The sequence below is a fragment of the Atlanticothrix silvestris CENA357 genome (assembly GCF_016056295.1).
In the GTDB taxonomy this organism is placed as follows: Bacteria; Cyanobacteriota; Cyanobacteriia; order Cyanobacteriales; family Nostocaceae; genus Atlanticothrix; species Atlanticothrix silvestris.
In genome coordinates, this window is sequence record NZ_JAECZB010000032.1 from 14,997 (window position 1) to 31,026 (window position 16,030).

14 protein-coding genes and 1 riboswitch are annotated in these 16,030 nt (G+C 42.0%); of the genes, 9 read left to right on the forward strand and 5 right to left on the reverse strand.

Going from position 1 to position 16,030, the window contains the following annotated elements; translation table 11 throughout:
* Nucleotides 1-377 precede the first annotated feature (377 nt).
* The 7 genes from I8751_RS13775 (at nucleotide 378) to I8751_RS13805 (ending at nucleotide 8,018) form a co-directional block, all read left to right on the forward strand.
* Nucleotides 378-908, forward strand: coding sequence for a universal stress protein (locus I8751_RS13775; protein ID WP_214439727.1), 531 nt, complete (start codon nucleotides 378-380; stop codon nucleotides 906-908).
* 44 nt (nucleotides 909-952) lie between these two features.
* Nucleotides 953-1,546, forward strand: a complete 594-nt coding sequence (locus tag I8751_RS13780; protein ID WP_214439728.1) for a DUF3122 domain-containing protein — start codon at nucleotides 953-955, stop codon at nucleotides 1,544-1,546.
* A gap of 97 nt (nucleotides 1,547-1,643) precedes the next feature.
* The gene (gene leuB, locus I8751_RS13785; protein WP_214439729.1) at nucleotides 1,644-2,732 is read left to right on the forward strand and encodes a 3-isopropylmalate dehydrogenase; all 1,089 of its coding nucleotides are present in this window, start codon (nucleotides 1,644-1,646) and stop codon (nucleotides 2,730-2,732) included.
* A gap of 90 nt (nucleotides 2,733-2,822) precedes the next feature.
* Entirely contained in the window at nucleotides 2,823-3,083 is a 261-nt protein-coding gene (locus I8751_RS13790) for a hypothetical protein (protein WP_214439730.1), read from the forward strand.
* A 95-nt stretch (nucleotides 3,084-3,178) separates the two neighbouring features.
* Nucleotides 3,179-3,997 carry a prepilin peptidase gene (locus I8751_RS13795; protein ID WP_214439731.1) on the forward strand — a complete coding sequence of 273 codons (819 nt, stop codon included), beginning with the start codon at nucleotides 3,179-3,181 and terminating at the stop codon, nucleotides 3,995-3,997.
* 555 nt (nucleotides 3,998-4,552) lie between these two features.
* Nucleotides 4,553-5,503, forward strand: coding sequence for an acetyl-CoA carboxylase, carboxyltransferase subunit beta (gene accD / locus I8751_RS13800; RefSeq protein WP_214439732.1), 951 nt, complete (start codon nucleotides 4,553-4,555; stop codon nucleotides 5,501-5,503).
* A gap of 460 nt (nucleotides 5,504-5,963) precedes the next feature.
* Nucleotides 5,964-8,018: a glycosyltransferase family 39 protein gene (locus tag I8751_RS13805; protein WP_214439733.1), complete on the forward strand. Its 2,055-nt coding sequence runs from the start codon at nucleotides 5,964-5,966 to the stop codon at nucleotides 8,016-8,018.
* A gap of 67 nt (nucleotides 8,019-8,085) precedes the next feature.
* Here the strand turns inward: I8751_RS13805 and I8751_RS13810 are convergent, their stop codons facing one another.
* The gene (locus I8751_RS13810) at nucleotides 8,086-9,507 is read right to left on the reverse strand and encodes an MFS transporter (RefSeq protein ID WP_214439734.1); all 1,422 of its coding nucleotides are present in this window, start codon (nucleotides 9,505-9,507) and stop codon (nucleotides 8,086-8,088) included.
* A 217-nt stretch (nucleotides 9,508-9,724) separates the two neighbouring features.
* Between I8751_RS13810 and I8751_RS13815 the strand changes: the two genes are divergently transcribed.
* The gene (locus I8751_RS13815) at nucleotides 9,725-10,405 is read left to right on the forward strand and encodes an HAD family hydrolase (RefSeq protein ID WP_214439735.1); all 681 of its coding nucleotides are present in this window, start codon (nucleotides 9,725-9,727) and stop codon (nucleotides 10,403-10,405) included.
* A 15-nt stretch (nucleotides 10,406-10,420) separates the two neighbouring features.
* Here the strand turns inward: I8751_RS13815 and I8751_RS13820 are convergent, their stop codons facing one another.
* The 4 genes from I8751_RS13820 to cobG form a co-directional block, all read right to left on the reverse strand.
* The gene (locus I8751_RS13820) at nucleotides 10,421-11,512 is read right to left on the reverse strand and encodes a helix-turn-helix domain-containing protein (RefSeq protein WP_214439736.1); all 1,092 of its coding nucleotides are present in this window, start codon (nucleotides 11,510-11,512) and stop codon (nucleotides 10,421-10,423) included.
* 133 nt (nucleotides 11,513-11,645) lie between these two features.
* Nucleotides 11,646-12,350 carry a precorrin-2 C(20)-methyltransferase gene (locus I8751_RS13825; RefSeq protein WP_214439737.1) on the reverse strand — a complete coding sequence of 235 codons (705 nt, stop codon included), beginning with the start codon at nucleotides 12,348-12,350 and terminating at the stop codon, nucleotides 11,646-11,648.
* Between the two features lie 2 nt (nucleotides 12,351-12,352).
* A complete protein-coding gene (locus I8751_RS13830; RefSeq protein WP_214439738.1) occupies nucleotides 12,353-12,979 on the reverse strand; it encodes a precorrin-8X methylmutase in 627 nt (208 codons plus the stop codon).
* Nucleotides 12,980-13,128: 149 nt separating this feature from the next.
* Nucleotides 13,129-14,640 (reverse strand): precorrin-3B synthase, encoded by a 1,512-nt coding sequence (gene cobG, locus I8751_RS13835; protein ID WP_225894143.1) that lies wholly within the window; start codon nucleotides 14,638-14,640, stop codon nucleotides 13,129-13,131.
* A gap of 61 nt (nucleotides 14,641-14,701) precedes the next feature.
* Nucleotides 14,702-14,801: riboswitch (adenosylcobalamin-variant (AdoCbl-variant) riboswitch) on the reverse strand.
* A gap of 168 nt (nucleotides 14,802-14,969) precedes the next feature.
* Here cobG and trpS point away from each other — a divergent pair.
* Nucleotides 14,970-15,980 carry a tryptophan--tRNA ligase gene (gene trpS / locus I8751_RS13840; protein ID WP_214439739.1) on the forward strand — a complete coding sequence of 337 codons (1,011 nt, stop codon included), beginning with the start codon at nucleotides 14,970-14,972 and terminating at the stop codon, nucleotides 15,978-15,980.
* Nucleotides 15,981-16,030 lie beyond the last annotated feature (50 nt).

Genomic DNA, 16,030 nt, shown 5'->3' on the forward strand with positions numbered 1-16,030 from the left:
GTGTTTTAAATCTTCTATTTATTCTTTAACTTTGGGTAACATCTCCTCAATGCTCAAAGGTAAGTTTGTTACTGAGTGCAAACTGTGCGATCGCTATCTTGATTCAAAGGAAACTCTTCTAAACCCAGTACTAAAGTTTTTTGCTTTTACCTGTTATCTAACCCAAAGGTGTGTGTAATTGTTTCCCTCACAAGTTCCTCAAATTTTATCTTTATAAAGATAGGTATAACACTAGTTTGCTTAACAGCTACTTGAGGCTAACGAAAAAGAAGGATTTTATTGATAAATACCAAAATGTGATGCCAACTGGGTAATTTGTGTCCATCTCACACCGAAAAACTAGAAAACTCAATTATTCATGAAAACCAGAGGTCTATATGCTAAAAAAAATTTTAGTCGCATTGGATCGCTCAGAAATGGGACAACAGGTTTTTGAGCAAGCATTGGCTTTGGCAAAGTTAACCCAAGCTGATTTACTACTGCTGCATGTCCTATCTCCAGAAGAAGAAGGCAGCCCCTATTTACCTATGTTATCCAATGTGGACTACTATCCTGGATTTAGCGGTCGCAGCTTTGAGCTGTACCAAAAGCAGTGGGATAGCTTTAAAGATGAAGGTGTGAAGATGCTGCAATCTTTAAGTGCCCAAGCAAATACAGCAGGAATATCCACAGAATTTACTCAAATGTTGGGCAATCCTGGGCGAACAATTTGTAAATTAGCTGCTAATTGGGATGCTGACTTAGTTGTGATAGGACGTAGGGGTCGCTCTGGTTTAGCAGAACTATTCTTGGGCAGTGTGAGTAACTACGTCATGCACCATGTTTCTTGTTCAGTTTATATTGTGCATTACCCAATGAGTTTACAAAATCCTGAGAAAGTTGTAGAAACCACTAGCTTAGCTAAGTAAACATGCGATCGCTAAATCTCAGCCAGCACTAGGAGGTAAACCTGATGTTACGCCACACCCGCAAAACATCGCAGGACAAGAAGGGTTTAAAGCCTAAAAGCAAAAGAAAAATTACCTTTTTGTCCCTATTTTGGTGGCTGTTATGGCTGGCAATATTGACAACATCAATATATTTATTCCTGGGCTTCGGAAACCTCAAATCTCAGATGGTGCTAGCTGCTGTTCAGCAATTAGAAGTAGCACCAGGAGAAATTTTGCATCGTTCCCAGACAAAGTTAGATGATCAATCAGGAAATGTTTGGCAGGTTGTTTTATTTAAGCAAGTTTATCCTGGTCAAATAGTAAGCATAAATCTGAGGTTAGTGGGGTTTCCTGGTACTGCGGAACTGTTTCATCCCCAACCTTTGAAAATTACTACTGCTAAAGGTAAAGTCTTGAGTGCTGCTGATGTTTTTTTAGAGGAAGCACCAGCGCCTACCATCGGTCAGTATGATGTTAAGGATGTTTTGCCCAACTTGCCAACTGAACCGCTGTTGTTGAGTATACCTTTACCTGGCGATCGCTTCATCAATATCTCAGTCCCTAAATCTGTGGTGCAGGAATGGCAAAAAGTCCTAAATTCTGGAACTGACAACTGACAACTGACACGCAAAGCGTAATAAATTAAAAACTCTAGTGGTACAGTTGCTCGGTATGATATTTGATCTGCAAGCATTTACCAAGTAAACATCAACTATGACCCAGAACTACCGCATTACCTTACTTCCCGGCGATGGCATTGGCCCCGAAATTATGGCCGTAGCGGTAGATGTGCTAAAAGTAGTAGGGAAGCAATTTAATCTTGAGTTTGAATTTCAAGAAGCATTAATTGGCGGTGCAGCAATTGACGCTACAGGCGAACCCCTACCATCTGCTACCCTAGATACTTGCCGTAATAGTGATGCTGTTTTACTCGCCGCGATTGGTGGTTATAAGTGGGATTCTCTACCATCCAATTCACGCCCTGAAGCAGGTTTGTTAGGGTTGCGTGCAGGGTTGGGATTATTTGCCAATTTACGCCCAGCCCAAATTTTGCCGCAGCTCATTGACGCTTCGACTTTGAAGCGCGAAGTTGTGGAAGGCGTAGATATTATGGTGGTGCGCGAACTCACGGGCGGAATTTATTTCGGCAAACCCAAGGGAATTTTTGCTACTGAAACTGGTGAAAAACGGGGCGTAAATACGATGGTTTACACCGAATCAGAAATTGAAAGAATTGGGCGGGTGGCTTTTGAAACGGCACGGAAACGCCAAGGGAAACTTTGTTCGGTAGATAAGGCGAACGTATTAGAAGTATCTCAGTTATGGCGCGATCGCATGACTAAACTTGCCGCAGAATATCCCGATGTCGAATTATCTCACCTTTATGTCGATAATGCTGCTATGCAGTTGGTACGCGCTCCTAAGCAGTTTGATACGATTGTGACAGGCAATTTATTTGGTGACATTCTTTCTGATGCTGCGGCCATGCTCACTGGTAGTATTGGGATGTTACCCTCTGCTAGTTTGGGTGCTGCTGGGCCTGGCGTGTTTGAACCTGTTCATGGTTCCGCCCCAGATATTGCTGGACAGGATAAAGCCAATCCCTTAGCACAGATTTTGAGTGCGGCAATGATGTTACGTTACGGTTTAGACCAGCCCAAAGCTGCGGAATTTATCGAAAAAGCCGTATTGCAAGTTTTAGAACAAGGCGATCGCACAGGAGATATTATGTCTGAGGGTATGAATCTGCTGGGTTGCCGTGCTATGGGTGATGCACTCATTAAAACGATGGAAAAAAAATAAGTTTCTATTCCAAAACAGGCAATTTGGCAATATTCGCTAAAAGTATCGAGTAAACTAAAGACAAATCTAGCAATTATACAGCAGTCGATAGTGTACGCATTACGACAAGAACAAACAAACTTTACTGCCTCCAGGAAACAACCTCCTTTGGTTGATCCTGCCTTGATCAGAGCAGCGGGGCAAATATACTACACCCATTGTGAAGTACATCCTGAAATAGCTGGTCAATCTTCAGGAGTAGCTATAAATCGCGTTACTCATCGGGGTAAAGTGATTTTTACTAACCAACCAGTCCTTTTACCGCAAGAGTGTTTTGTGCCGTTGAATCAAATTGAATCTTACATGTATTAGTTAATAGTCAGTGGTCAGTGGTCAGTTGTCAGTGGCTCTCGACAAAAAGCTAAAGATGCACGACAAATGACACATAACAAATGACGTAAGACTATATGGACATTTTGATGGTCGCACCTACGAGTGTGATTGTTTTCACTTTGGGTGCATCTATTGGCAGCTTTATCAACGTTGTAGTTTATCGGCTACCAGCTAGGTTATCTATTCTTTGGCCGCCTTCCCGCTGTCCCCATTGTTTAAACCAGCTCAAAGCCTACGATAATGTCCCAGTGCTGGGATGGGTATGGTTAAAAGGACGATGCCGATATTGCAAAAGCAAGATTTCTGTCCGTTATCCTGTGGTAGAAATGGTAACAGGCATCATATTTTTACTCGTTTTTTTATTATTTCAAGTCTCGATCGCTACATTAGGATATTGGGTCTTTTGCAGTTGGTTATTGGCACTATCACTGATTGACTTAGACACCATGACATTACCCAACGCCCTTACTCAGTCGGGGTTAGTAGCCGGGATCATTTTTCAGATGACAGTTGGTTTTTTTTCGGCAGCTAGTTGGGTAGGATTAATTAATCATCTGATGATGGCGATCCTAGGAGCAGTATTAGGATTATGGCTATTTGAAGCGATCGCTCTTATTGGTTCGATCACCTTGGGTAAAACTGCAATGGGAGCAGGTGACGCTAAATTAGCAGCCATGATGGGAGCCTGGTTAGGCTGGAAATATTTGCTCTTAGCTGGATTTATTGCCTGTGCAGTAGGAGCATTGGTAGGTATCAGCGGCATCATTCTATCGCAACGAAAATTGGGACAAAAGATACCTTTTGGCCCCTTTTTGGCTTTGGGAGCAGTAATAACTGTATTTGGCGGCGAAACAATTCTTTCTGCTTACCTGCGGCTGTTTTTTCCCACATAAAAGAGGCAGGGGAGCAACAAGAGGGGAAAAGGTTAAAGGGTAAAGAACGAAGAAATAAACCCTTTCCCCCTTACCCATTCCCCTTTACCCCTTCTTACCTATGCCCTATGCCCATTTTGATCATTCATGACTGTAGTCCCCATTACCTCATCTCCTCTTCGCATTTTGGTAATATCAGCCTGTGACTTGTATTACTCTCTTAACGAAAAGTATCCTTTGCCGAACATAGCTAAATTTCATAGATGCTGACCGCATCGTTAATTTTGGTAACACGTTTACAAGATTCAGGTGGACAAGATACTTGTGTTGGCATCAGTAATTTCGTTAAGCTGGCAACCAAAGATGCAAAATAATGTCTAAAGTGCTTAGAAGCGTAATTTGACGATGTAGTCAAGAGGAGCCAGCGCTGGTGTTAGGGTTTTCCGACTTTAGCGACTGGTGTTCAAGAGTCAAAAGTTTATAGTCAATAGCAAATACTAATGACTATGGACTCTTAACTTCCGGTAACGGCTTGACTAGTTTTCGACCTCATACCTAACTTAAATTAAGATAAAAATGGCGAACAACGAAGAATCACGCGGTTTAAAGTCTCTCTTTGATTGGTTTGCAAACCGACGTAAATCAGGATCTACCAGCCTCGAACGCCAAGAACGTGAAATTGCTGATGGGCTGTGGAACAAGTGTTCTCAATGTGGTGTATTAGCTTATACAAAAGACTTGAGAGCCAATCAGATGGTTTGCATTGAATGTGGTCATCATAATCGGGTGGATAGTGATGAACGCATCCGCCAATTGATCGATCCAAACACCTGGAAACCGATAGATGAACACCTGCGGCCAACAGATCCCCTGCAATTCCGCGATCGCAAATCTTATAGCGATCGCCTGCGAGAAACGGAAGAAAAAGTTGGCTTGATAGACGCAGTTAAAACTGGTTTAGGTCAAATCAATGGCTTACCTGTTGCCCTTGGCGTGATGGACTTCCGCTTCATGGGTGGTAGCATGGGTTCAGTCGTAGGAGAAAAACTTACTCGCTTGATTGAGCAAGCGACTCAGCGACGCTATCCTGTGATTATTGTCTGTACTTCAGGTGGCGCTAGAATGCAAGAGGGTATGCTTTCCCTGATGCAGATGGCCAAAATATCCGCAGCCTTAGAACGCCATCGGAATGCAAAACTATTGTACATTCCCGTTTTGACGAATCCTACCACAGGAGGTGTCACTGCTAGTTTTGCCATGTTGGGAGATATCATATTGGCAGAACCAAAAGCAACCATTGGCTTTGCAGGTCGGCGAGTGATTGAGCAAACACTACGGGAAAAATTGCCAGAAGATTTTCAAACTGCGGAAGATTTACTGAAGCACGGTTTTGTAGATGATATTGTGCCCCGTACTCAGTTAAAAAATACCCTAGCACAGTTAATTGCCTTGCACCAGCCTGTACCAAACACTCCTCCGATGGTGTTATGGGAGACAATGACCTTAAGTTCCACGGCGGCTGAGTAGATTAAGGCAGTGGGGAGCAAGAGGAATAAGACTTTTCCCCATTCCTTAGTGGTTGTACTTCAAGCACCACTTACACCAGCGACGACGTATCCGCCCACTATAGGCGATCGCAAACAAAACAAAATAAATATAGCAATTCGATTTGATTTGCAAACACCTAGAGACTATGATCCCCGACTTTTTGAATAAGTTGGGGATCTTTTTGTTCGTAAGTCAAATGCCCCACCCACAAGGGGATGTGGCTTGTAACTCAATGCTTCTCGGTTAAAGGGGAAGGGGGAAAGGGAAAGAAAAAACCTTTAACCCTTCCCCTTTAACCTTTTCCCAAAACCCGATCCGAATTAAAAATACTTAAGCGAGAAGTATTGGCTTGTAACTAACCGAAAAAATCGGTCAAGACTGTGTTGCACCTAACTTAGAACTGCTATATTCCAAAAAAGTTGCAGGCGAATTTTTTTTAATGAAACGTTTTCCGTTATTGCTTGCCATTTTCCTCATCTCATTAGCCCTAAGAACCTTGGAAATTACTGCTTCCCTGAATTCGGATGAGGGGTTGTGGATATATCGTGGCAGTCAGTTTATTAAACACTTGTTGGAGGGAGATTTAATCGGTACTTTTCTCAAGCATCACCCTGGGATTCCCAATATGTGGTTGAGTGGCAGCAGTATGTGGTTGAATTGTTGGCTACACAAGCTTTTTCCAGACTTTATAAGTATAAATTTGCCTTCAGATATCGGGGCTTGTCTGAATATTCAAGAGTTTCCTATTTCTTTGTATATAATTCCTCGCTTGGCGCAAGCAGTAGTTGCTTCTGCTTGTATGGTGTATTTTTACATACTCGCTAAACGTTTATTTGGTGAAGCTATAGCCCTATGTACCCTTAGCTTGCTGCTTTTAGAATCATTCTTTTTAGCATATCAACGCTTTATCACTACTGATGCACTACAAGCTGATTTTGCTATTTTGGCTATACTGCTGTTTCTGTCGTATTTGCAAAAAAATGGGGAACGCAAATCTCTTTTATTTTCGGGATTATTTCTAGGACTAGCGACGGCAGCGAAAATTACTGCATTATTTTTATTACCTGCTGTTGCTCTATTAATAGTGTTAACTGAGTTAGGAGTCTGGCAAAATAGTTTTCCCAAAAAAGGTTGGAAGCGTCAATTTCAGGACTTTGCACTTTGGGTAGCCACTATTGTTGTAGTGTTTATTCTGATTTTTCCCGCAATGTGGGTTTCACCTGGATATGTTTTCACTAAGATATACAAGGGTGTTTTGCAAGAGTCTGATCGCGGATTTCTTTTTTTCTTAGGACAACTCACTCATTCCCCAGGAATCCTTTTCTATCCGTTAGTGCTAGCATATCGTCTTTCGCCTGTGCTGCAAGTAGGGTTATTTGCAACGGGTGCAGTATTGTTTATCCCTAAACTGCGCCATCAGCAGCAAAAAGTGCCTGAATTGGCTGCACTTATCCTCATTTCTCTATGTGTGCTGCTGATATTATTGGTAAGTGACAGCAAAATAGACCGTTATATTAATCTTTGCTTGCCTATGCTGGGATTGCTAGCAGCAGTTGGTTGGCTAGAAATAATTGCTAGAATTAAATATTGGGTACGCGATCGCATTACACATTTCCCTAACTTTTCTACTCATCGCGGTCTGCTGACAGCATTAATTTTATTACTGTTGCAACTTGTCTTTCTTTTACCCCACTATCCCTATTACTTGACTTACTACAATCCTTTGTTGGGTGGTGTAAAAGTAGCCCAAAACATATTTATGATTGGTCAAGGAGAAGGTTTAGAAAAAGCTGCACAATGGTTAAATCAGTTACCTAATGTTAAAGAAATCAAAGTAGCTAGTTGGTATACTCGATATTTTTCTGCTTATTTCCACGGTGAAACTTTACCCATAGACAAGTATCTCATATCTGGAATACAGCCTTGGACACAGGCTCATCGAGTAGTATTTTACAAAAACCAATTGCAGCGTCAATTGCCAGAACAAAAGATGCTGGCTTATTTTACTATGCAGCAACCTTTATACACTGTAAAGCTGCATGGTGTTGACTACGTATGGGTTTATCCTGGCCCATTAGCTTTAGCTGAAGATATAAAGCATATCCAGGTTCCTTTGTCTTTATCTTTCGGTGAGCAAGCGCGGCTACTAGGTTATGACTTGAATCAAACAAAAGTATCTAAAAATGGAGATTTGATTATCACATTTTATTGGCAATTTCTCGCACCACTACCACCAGATGTTTTACTCCAAATTGGTTGGCGCGATCGCTTTACCGATACTTCTAATGCAGGCAATAACAACCCAACTAAGTTTTCTAATACATTTTTGCTAGATAAATACATTTCTCCAGAACAAATAAGCAGAGGTATAGTACTGCGGGATGTTCACAAGCTGAAAATTTTTCCTGCTCAATCACCGCATCCTTACCAACTTGAGGTGAGATTATTTTCTCCTAGCCAAGGAAAAATATTAGGACAAGCAATTATAAAGTGAAGTGGGCATGGGGAAAAAGGCAATAGGCAATAGGCAAGAGTTATTTAGTTATTGCTCCTCTGCCTTCCTATCGTCCTGGTTCTTTCACAAACATCAATGGTGTAAGTGCTGCTAATCGCAACAGACTAGATAGAGCAAATAATCCCAGCAATCCTCCAACTCCCATAAATTGAGCAATGAAGCTGCCTATGGTTGTACCCAAAGCACCACTAACACCAGCAACAGCAGCTGCGATCGCAAAATAGATAGACTGATTTTTAATTGGTGTAATTCCTAATTGCATATTGTTATTACATAAGTCAACTGCCGCCCCAGTCCCTCCAATCAAAATATGTAATAGCGGCAACCATAACCATAAATCAAGACTATCAGTATTTATTCCCAGCCAAAATAGTGGTATCACTGCAACTAAAATTCCCACCAAGATTAAAATGGGGCGATTGCCGACCTTATCTGCTAATTTGCCCCATAAAATAAGCATTAGTAAATTTGCTCCCGCCTGCAAACTGCTGTAAGCTGTCACCCAACTCACATCCAAATTCAGCGTTTCTAACATATAAAAGTTAAAAAAAGGAGCGCTGAGATTAACACTCAGCATCCATAAGCTGAAATAAAGCAAAAACATTAAAAAGTTAGAGTTTTTCCATAAGCTGCTAACAAAATCATTCTGTGGCGGAGTGATCTTCGGTATACAAATTGATTCAGCTTTTTCATCAGCTACACTTTCTGGGTTTTCAGGAGGCTGAAAAAAAGTATTTTGTAATTGTGGATTCACATCTACTTTCAAACACTGGCATCCCAATCCCACCATTCCCAACACAATACCTACCAGCAATACCACCCCATAACCTTGTAAACTCCCGCCATACCAATGTGATACAGCTAGACCTGCCAAAGGTACACAAAGCAAATTAGTCATACTGGCGGCGCTATTGCGGAGACCAAAATACCTGCCTCGCAATCGCCGGGGAACTATCATTGCTAGCCAACTTAACCATGAGGCGCTTCCTAGTCCTCCCACAAGATGGCTGAATAAGACAATCAGAAGTGTCAACACTATTAACTGGTGGGAATTTAAACCTCCCCAATTGAAAATAGCAATGCCCACAACTAAAATTAGCCACAGTAGCCGAGAAATTCCATGAATCCTCAGAGAATACCGCAGGCGGCTGGTGGTGCGTTCTGATAGATAAGCACCCAAGGGTTGAATGAGATTCACCAGCATGGGGATAGAAGATAGCATCCCAAAGACCACTGGACTAGCGTCTAATTCCACTAAAAAATTACTCAGCAAAATTCCGCCAGTCGTCAGAGAAAAAACCGTTGCTAGAACGGCATCTGTAGTGGAAGCTTTTAAACTGGTACGAATAGCATTCTTAGAAATTCGGGGACTGGGTGCTGAGACTGGAGGAAGTGTAATTTGTGGTGTAACAGTCTGGGGAATTTCTAGGGTCAGAGATGCAGCTGTTTCAAAAGGAACAGAATTCATAACCGAGATATGGTTGGGTAAAGCACCCCAGTATAAGTCTGGTTGTTAATAATTCTTCGTTATTTTATCTTGCGTTGCAGCCTGAATTTTAGGCTTGAACTGATTCCTGCTCTGTGGGTTTTTGTCTCATGTTCTTGAAGGAACAATGACTCAGGACAAAAAAACAATGTAAACTATTTAAATTAACTTAATAATTATTTACATATACCAACAAATTATGCTGGCTGCAATTCTCTTTGATTTAGACGGCACTATTGTCAACACTGACCCCATACACTACCAAGCTTGGCAGCGAATGTTGTTGAATTACAATATACAAATTGATGAAACATTCTACAAATCTAGGATTAGCGGTCGCTTAAACCCAGAAATTGTCAAAGATATATTACCGCAATTATCACTGGCAGAAGGTCAACAATTTGCAGATGAAAAAGAGGCGCTTTTTCGCCATAAGGCTACGGAACTAAAACCACTGAATGGATTTGCCGAATTAATAGCTTGGACAGATGTACATCAACTAAAACGTGCTTTAGTAACTAATGCCCCTAGATTAAATGCAGAATTTATGCTAGAGGTTTTAGGAATTCAAGAAACTTTCCACACAGTTGTTTTAGCCGACGATTGTATAGCAGGTAAACCTGATCCTGCTCCTTATCAAGCCGCATTGGAAAAATTGGGGATAAAAGCAGAAGAAGCGATCGCTTTAGAAGATTCTCCTTCTGGAATTCGGGCTGCGATCGCTGCTAATATCCGTACTATTGGTATTGCCTCTACCCACGATCCTCAAGTTTTGCGAGAAATCGGTGCATTTATGGCAATTCCAGACTTTACTGATTTGCAATTGTGGACATTCCTAAACTCATTGATTGAGTCAGATTTGAGTACGATCAGTTCATAAAGGAAAGAAATTGCTTTAAAATGCCTCTGGTGGGGCAATATCCGATCCAACGCTGATACCAGTAGAACTAGCCTTTAGACCGGGTTTAGCAGTCGGCTCAGTATTTTGGGGTGATTGAGAAATAGATGAAGACTGGGGAATAACGATGATATCTGGGTTCAACGCTTTATCAGGATTTGCTTGCTGAGAAATTAAGGATAATCCTCCCACTGCCCCAGCAACAAGGGCTGTATAGCCAACATATAAATGTATAGGGCTGATTTCTAATCCCAATCCTCCAGGAATCTTTTTAGTCCCAGATAAAGAGGGCGTAATCGATTTCACTGTTTCTGTTGCAGGTAAAGAGGTAGCTAAAATTGTGCCATTTAGCCCCAAAGCATTGCCCATCATGCGAATAAAGCCACGCACTAAGATATCTTCTGGCAATAACTCAAAGTTGCCATTTTCTAATGCCTCCATTTGATGGATGGCGATATGAGTGTAAATATTAAGTTGTCTTAAAGAAAGACCTTGAGATTCACGAGCTTGTTTTAATTGCTGACCGATTTGACGTAGCTGTTCCAAGCGTTGTTCAATAGCCACTTGCTTGGCTATTTCAGTTTTGGAAGGTTGTTTATTCGGTTTTAGCCACTTCATCAGTGTTATTCCTGAAAGGCTACTTTCTGATTTTTTCATGAAATCGATAGTTGGATTTCCTACTATTTTAGATGCCGATATTAACCTTCCTTCATTAGTATTTATACTAGTATTTTGAGAATTTAATTTAACATTAGCTATACAACTTGATAAATCACTAGCGTTTTCTTGTTCAAGATTTTGTGAAACAGTATCCTTAGGTGGGTGAATATCTGTAACTTGCGGATGTTTTTGGGCAAATTGCTGGAAGGCTAAACCAATGGCTTCTCTACCTACAGCTTTAAACAAATTTTTGGCATGTTCGCCTGAAGAACCTAGCAACTTTTGTAAACTAGCTACAGCACGACGATAAACTTGACTACGATGTAATTCAGCTTCAATTTCGCCTAATAGCGATCGCAGTTCATCTTGAGAAATTTCAATAGTATGATTTTCGGCAATTTTTAATACATAAACAGATGTCATAGTCATGATTGTAGTATCTCCCAGTACGTACCCAAAGAGTTATTTTATCTGTATAAATTCTTCTACTCTTTGTTACCGTATCAGGATGTTTTTGTATCATTTTTTCACTAACATCAACAACAAGCTGCCCCATGCCCCATTACAGTCGATTCTTGGTTGGGATTACAATCATCGCAAAATAGGGTACTTCCGCCGGATCAACTTCATCAAGGGGTACAATCCGTTGCCGTGCAGTTGTTGCCCGTTCAATATATAGTGCCCGTGATGCCAAGCCCAATTGATGTAACACATCCCGCACTTTGGTAAAATGACGACCTAACTTCATAATGGCAGCTGCATCAGTCGTCAGCAGTTTTGTAGTCAGTTCTTCTGCTGGCATTGGGGCAGGCAGGACAGTCAGAATATCGTTGTAATAGGTAAACGGTACACCCAATGCCACGGGACAAGCCATGAGTGAAGAAACTCCAGGGACAACTTCTGTGTGGTAATGCTCAGATAAGCGTGTGAACACATACATGAATGAGCCGTAAAAAAACGGATCGCCTTCACACAGTACTGCTACATCCCGCCCAGCAGCTAAATGTTGAGCAATTGGTTCAACTTCCTTGTCATAAATAGACTCAGCTTTTTCTGGTTCTAAGGCACGGGGGAGGTGATATGACACCTCAATTTGATTGCCAGTTAGATATTGTGCGACGATCGCCCGCGCTATACTTTCTTTGTCTGTTGCCGATTGATAAGCAACCACAGGTGCAGCCCGTAATAATCGCAACGCTTTGAGAGTCAATAATTCTGGATCACCAGGCCCTACACCAATTCCATAGAGACGACCTTTAGCTGTCATGATCATTCCTCCTCTGTTGCTAGGGCATTAACTGCGGCCGCGGCGATCGCACTGCCACCACGCCGACCATGTAAAGTTATAAATGGGACATTTCTGCTATCTGCTGCCAATGCTGCTTTTGATTCTGCTGCACCGACAAATCCCACTGGAAAGCCCAAAATCAGCGCTGGTTTAGGCGCTCCCTCATCCAGCATTTCCAGCAGCCGGAATAGTGCGGTGGGTGCATTACCAATTGCCACAACGGCTCCCTCTAGGTAAGAGTGCCACAATTCCAAAGCAGCTGCTGACCTTGTAGTCCCAAGGTGTTTAGCCATTTCTGGGACTTCTGGCTCATACAGCGTACAGATCACTTGATTATTTGCTGACAACCGCTTTCTTGTAACGCCTTCGGCAACCATGCGACAATCACACAAAATTGCTGCTCCTGCTGCCAGTGCTGCTCGTCCCGCTTGTGCCGCCGTTGATGAATATCCCAAATCAGTGACAATATCAGTCATTCCACAGGCATGAATGAGACGCACTGCAACTTTTGCGACATCCGGTGGCAGCACATTTAGGTTAGCTTCCGACCGGATAATGGCAAAGGAATTGCGATAAATTTCACTAGCATCTCGGATGTAATCAGACATAGGGAACGGGGGGATGAGAAATGAGGAAATGAGCGTTGTTGAATTGATAATATGAACTTGAAAATTAAAAACTCTTATTCTCTGCGTCTTAGCGCCTCTGCGTGAGACAAATTTATGGTGCCATTATGCAATGCCAGGAAATAGCTTAATTACCTATGCTCTTTACACAAGGTAGTGATTCTTGCTTGGTATAATGCCATGTCTGGTGAAAAGAACTGTTTTAGTTGGGCGATGACATATCGGTTAGCAAATTCACCAAATGATTCGCGGGAATTTATACGTTTGATTAGATATACCTTTAGCATCTGCTCTACCAATGCAGGTAATTCGTCAAAGCTGACATATTGGTAGAGTTCGCGGCCAAATTTTTGGTTGTTATCACCGTCACCAACATAAATGTGATAACTCTCCATCTTGCCATTGCTGACACCGAGTAAGGTGATATCACTCTTGCCATGCTGGGCGCAAGATTTTTCGCAGCCGCTAAAGTGGATATTAACTGGACAATCTAAAGTGAGGCGAGTTTCGAGATACTTGGCTAATGCCAATGCATGACCTTTAGTATCTGTAGCAGCAGCAGCACAACCCCGACTACCAGAACAGGCAACTAATCCACTTTTAATATTATTGGCTGAGTAATCTAATCCTAGAAATGCGATTTCTCTTTGGATATCACCAAGCCTTTCTTGAGGAATATCAGTAAGCAGTAAATTCTGCCAAGGAGTTAACCTCAAAGTACCGCTGCCGTATCTTTGAGCTAAATCTGCCAAACCCCTCATTTGCCTACTCTCTAGGCGACCCAGGGGCAACACAACGCCAATATAAAATAAACCCTTTTGCCGCTGGGGATGAATGCCAATATGCTGATACTGGTTATCTGATTTCTCTACAAAAAGACCGAAGAATTGTCCCTTCCTTACCTGATCTTCTGTAGTAAAAAGAGTGAAAGGCAGACTTTTCTCTACTTCCTGCAAATAACTTTCACAACCCAAACTATTAATTACTTCTCTTAGACGTGACTTGCGTCTGCTATTTGGATCAATATGATTTAAATAAACATTAGTCAAAACAGCCAAGGCTGGCAAACATTGCTCTGGTGAAAGTAAAATTCCCATAGCAACGGGTGGTTTCCCCTTCGCGCCGACACTCAAATGAAGGCGGAAGTAAACTTTACCATCAACTAAAACAGCAGCAAAAGCGATATCATTTAGGCGATCGCTCACTCGAACTATCCCACCACCATCAAAGCAAACGCTAAATTTTGCAGAAAGTTTTGATAAGGCTGGATGTGCTTCAATATAATCATCCCAGCTTTTGACAAGAGGACGGGTATTAATCATCTCTTGAGGATCAATACCAGCCGTGGGACTGGTCATAATATTACGGATGTGGTCTACAGCAGTGTTGCGAGAACCTAGCCCCATATCCTGGAGATATTCCAAGACTGCGGTGTTGATCTTGCCATCAATTTCGCGGATTTGGATATTAGCGCGGTTAGTCACATCGACATAACCAGCCCCATACTGATCAGCTATATCTGCGATCGCCCGACATTGTTTACTATCAAGAATCCCGCCCGGTATTCTCAGACGAAACAATATTCCATCTTGGGCAGGTGTGGTGTAAAATAAGCCAGGACAGGCAGTTAATCCAGACAGCAAAACTCAGACTCCTTCTCTGTGCGACGCAGAGAGTAGATAATAAATATGCCTTGAAGACACTGCTGGAGTTGGCATTCTGACTCGGAAAGTAAAAAGTGAATCCTAACCTTTACAGCTGCGGCACAGTCCCGGAATTTCACCGGAGTTTCCCAACCCCAAGCCTTAGTAATTTAGCATAAGAAGGTATTGCAACCTGCATCCGATATTTTTTTTAACTCTCTCAACAGCGAGTTGCCCTAGAAAGTGTCAAAATTAAATGAGTTTTGCGTCGGCACTCAGCGACTTATCGCTAGATATAACGCAGATTTGAGATTACTAAAGTGAAATTTATGGGCAAGCAGCGTGTTCTTTCTGGAGTTCAACCAACGGGTAATTTGCATTTGGGTAACTATTTCGGAGCCATTGGTAACTGGGTAAAAGGTCAAAGCGAATACGAAAATTACCTTTTTGTAGCTGATTTGCACGCGATTACAGCACCACATGATCCTACCAAGTTGGCATCTGATACCTACACCTTGGCAGCGCTCTATCTAGCTTGTGGTCTAGATTTACAGCATTCCACTATTTTTGTACAATCCCACGTTTCTGCTCACAGTGAACTCACCTGGTTGCTCAACTGCATTACACCCTTGAACTGGTTGGAAGACATGATCCAATTCAAGGAAAAGGCTGTTAAACAGGGAGAAAATGTCAGCGTCGGCTTGTTAGATTATCCCGTGCTGATGACATCTGATATTTTGCTTTATCAAGCCGATAAAGTACCAGTGGGTGAAGACCAAAAGCAACACTTGGAATTGACACGAGATATTGCCGCGCGATTTAATCATTTATTTGCTAAACCAGATCAGCCAGTACTGAAGTTACCAGATCCTTTGATTCGCAAGGAAGGAGCCAGGGTAATGAGTTTGGCGGATGGTACACGCAAAATGTCCAAGTCTGATCCTTCCGACTTAAGCCGGATTAATTTACTCGATTCACCAGAACAAATTCAGTACAAGATTAAGCGCTGTAAAACTGATCCCATTCGTGGTTTGACTTTCGACGATCCAGAGCGTCCAGAGTGTAATAATTTGTTAACTCTATATATGCTGTTTGCAGGGAAGAGCAAAGAAGAGGTAGCAGCAGAGTGTCAGGATATGGGTTGGGGGCAATTTAAACCCTTATTGATGGAAACTACGATCGCAGCTCTACAACCAATCCAAGAAAAATATCAAGCCATTACAGAAGATAAAGGCTATTTAGATTCTGTGCTGCGCGATGGTAGAGAAAAAGCTCAGGCGATCGCTAATCAAACTTTAGCAGATGTGAAAGCTGCTTTGGGCTATTATTTGCCTGTATAAGTCAAACAAAAGGGCATGAGGAAGAAGGGGTAAGGGGGAAAGGGGAAGGT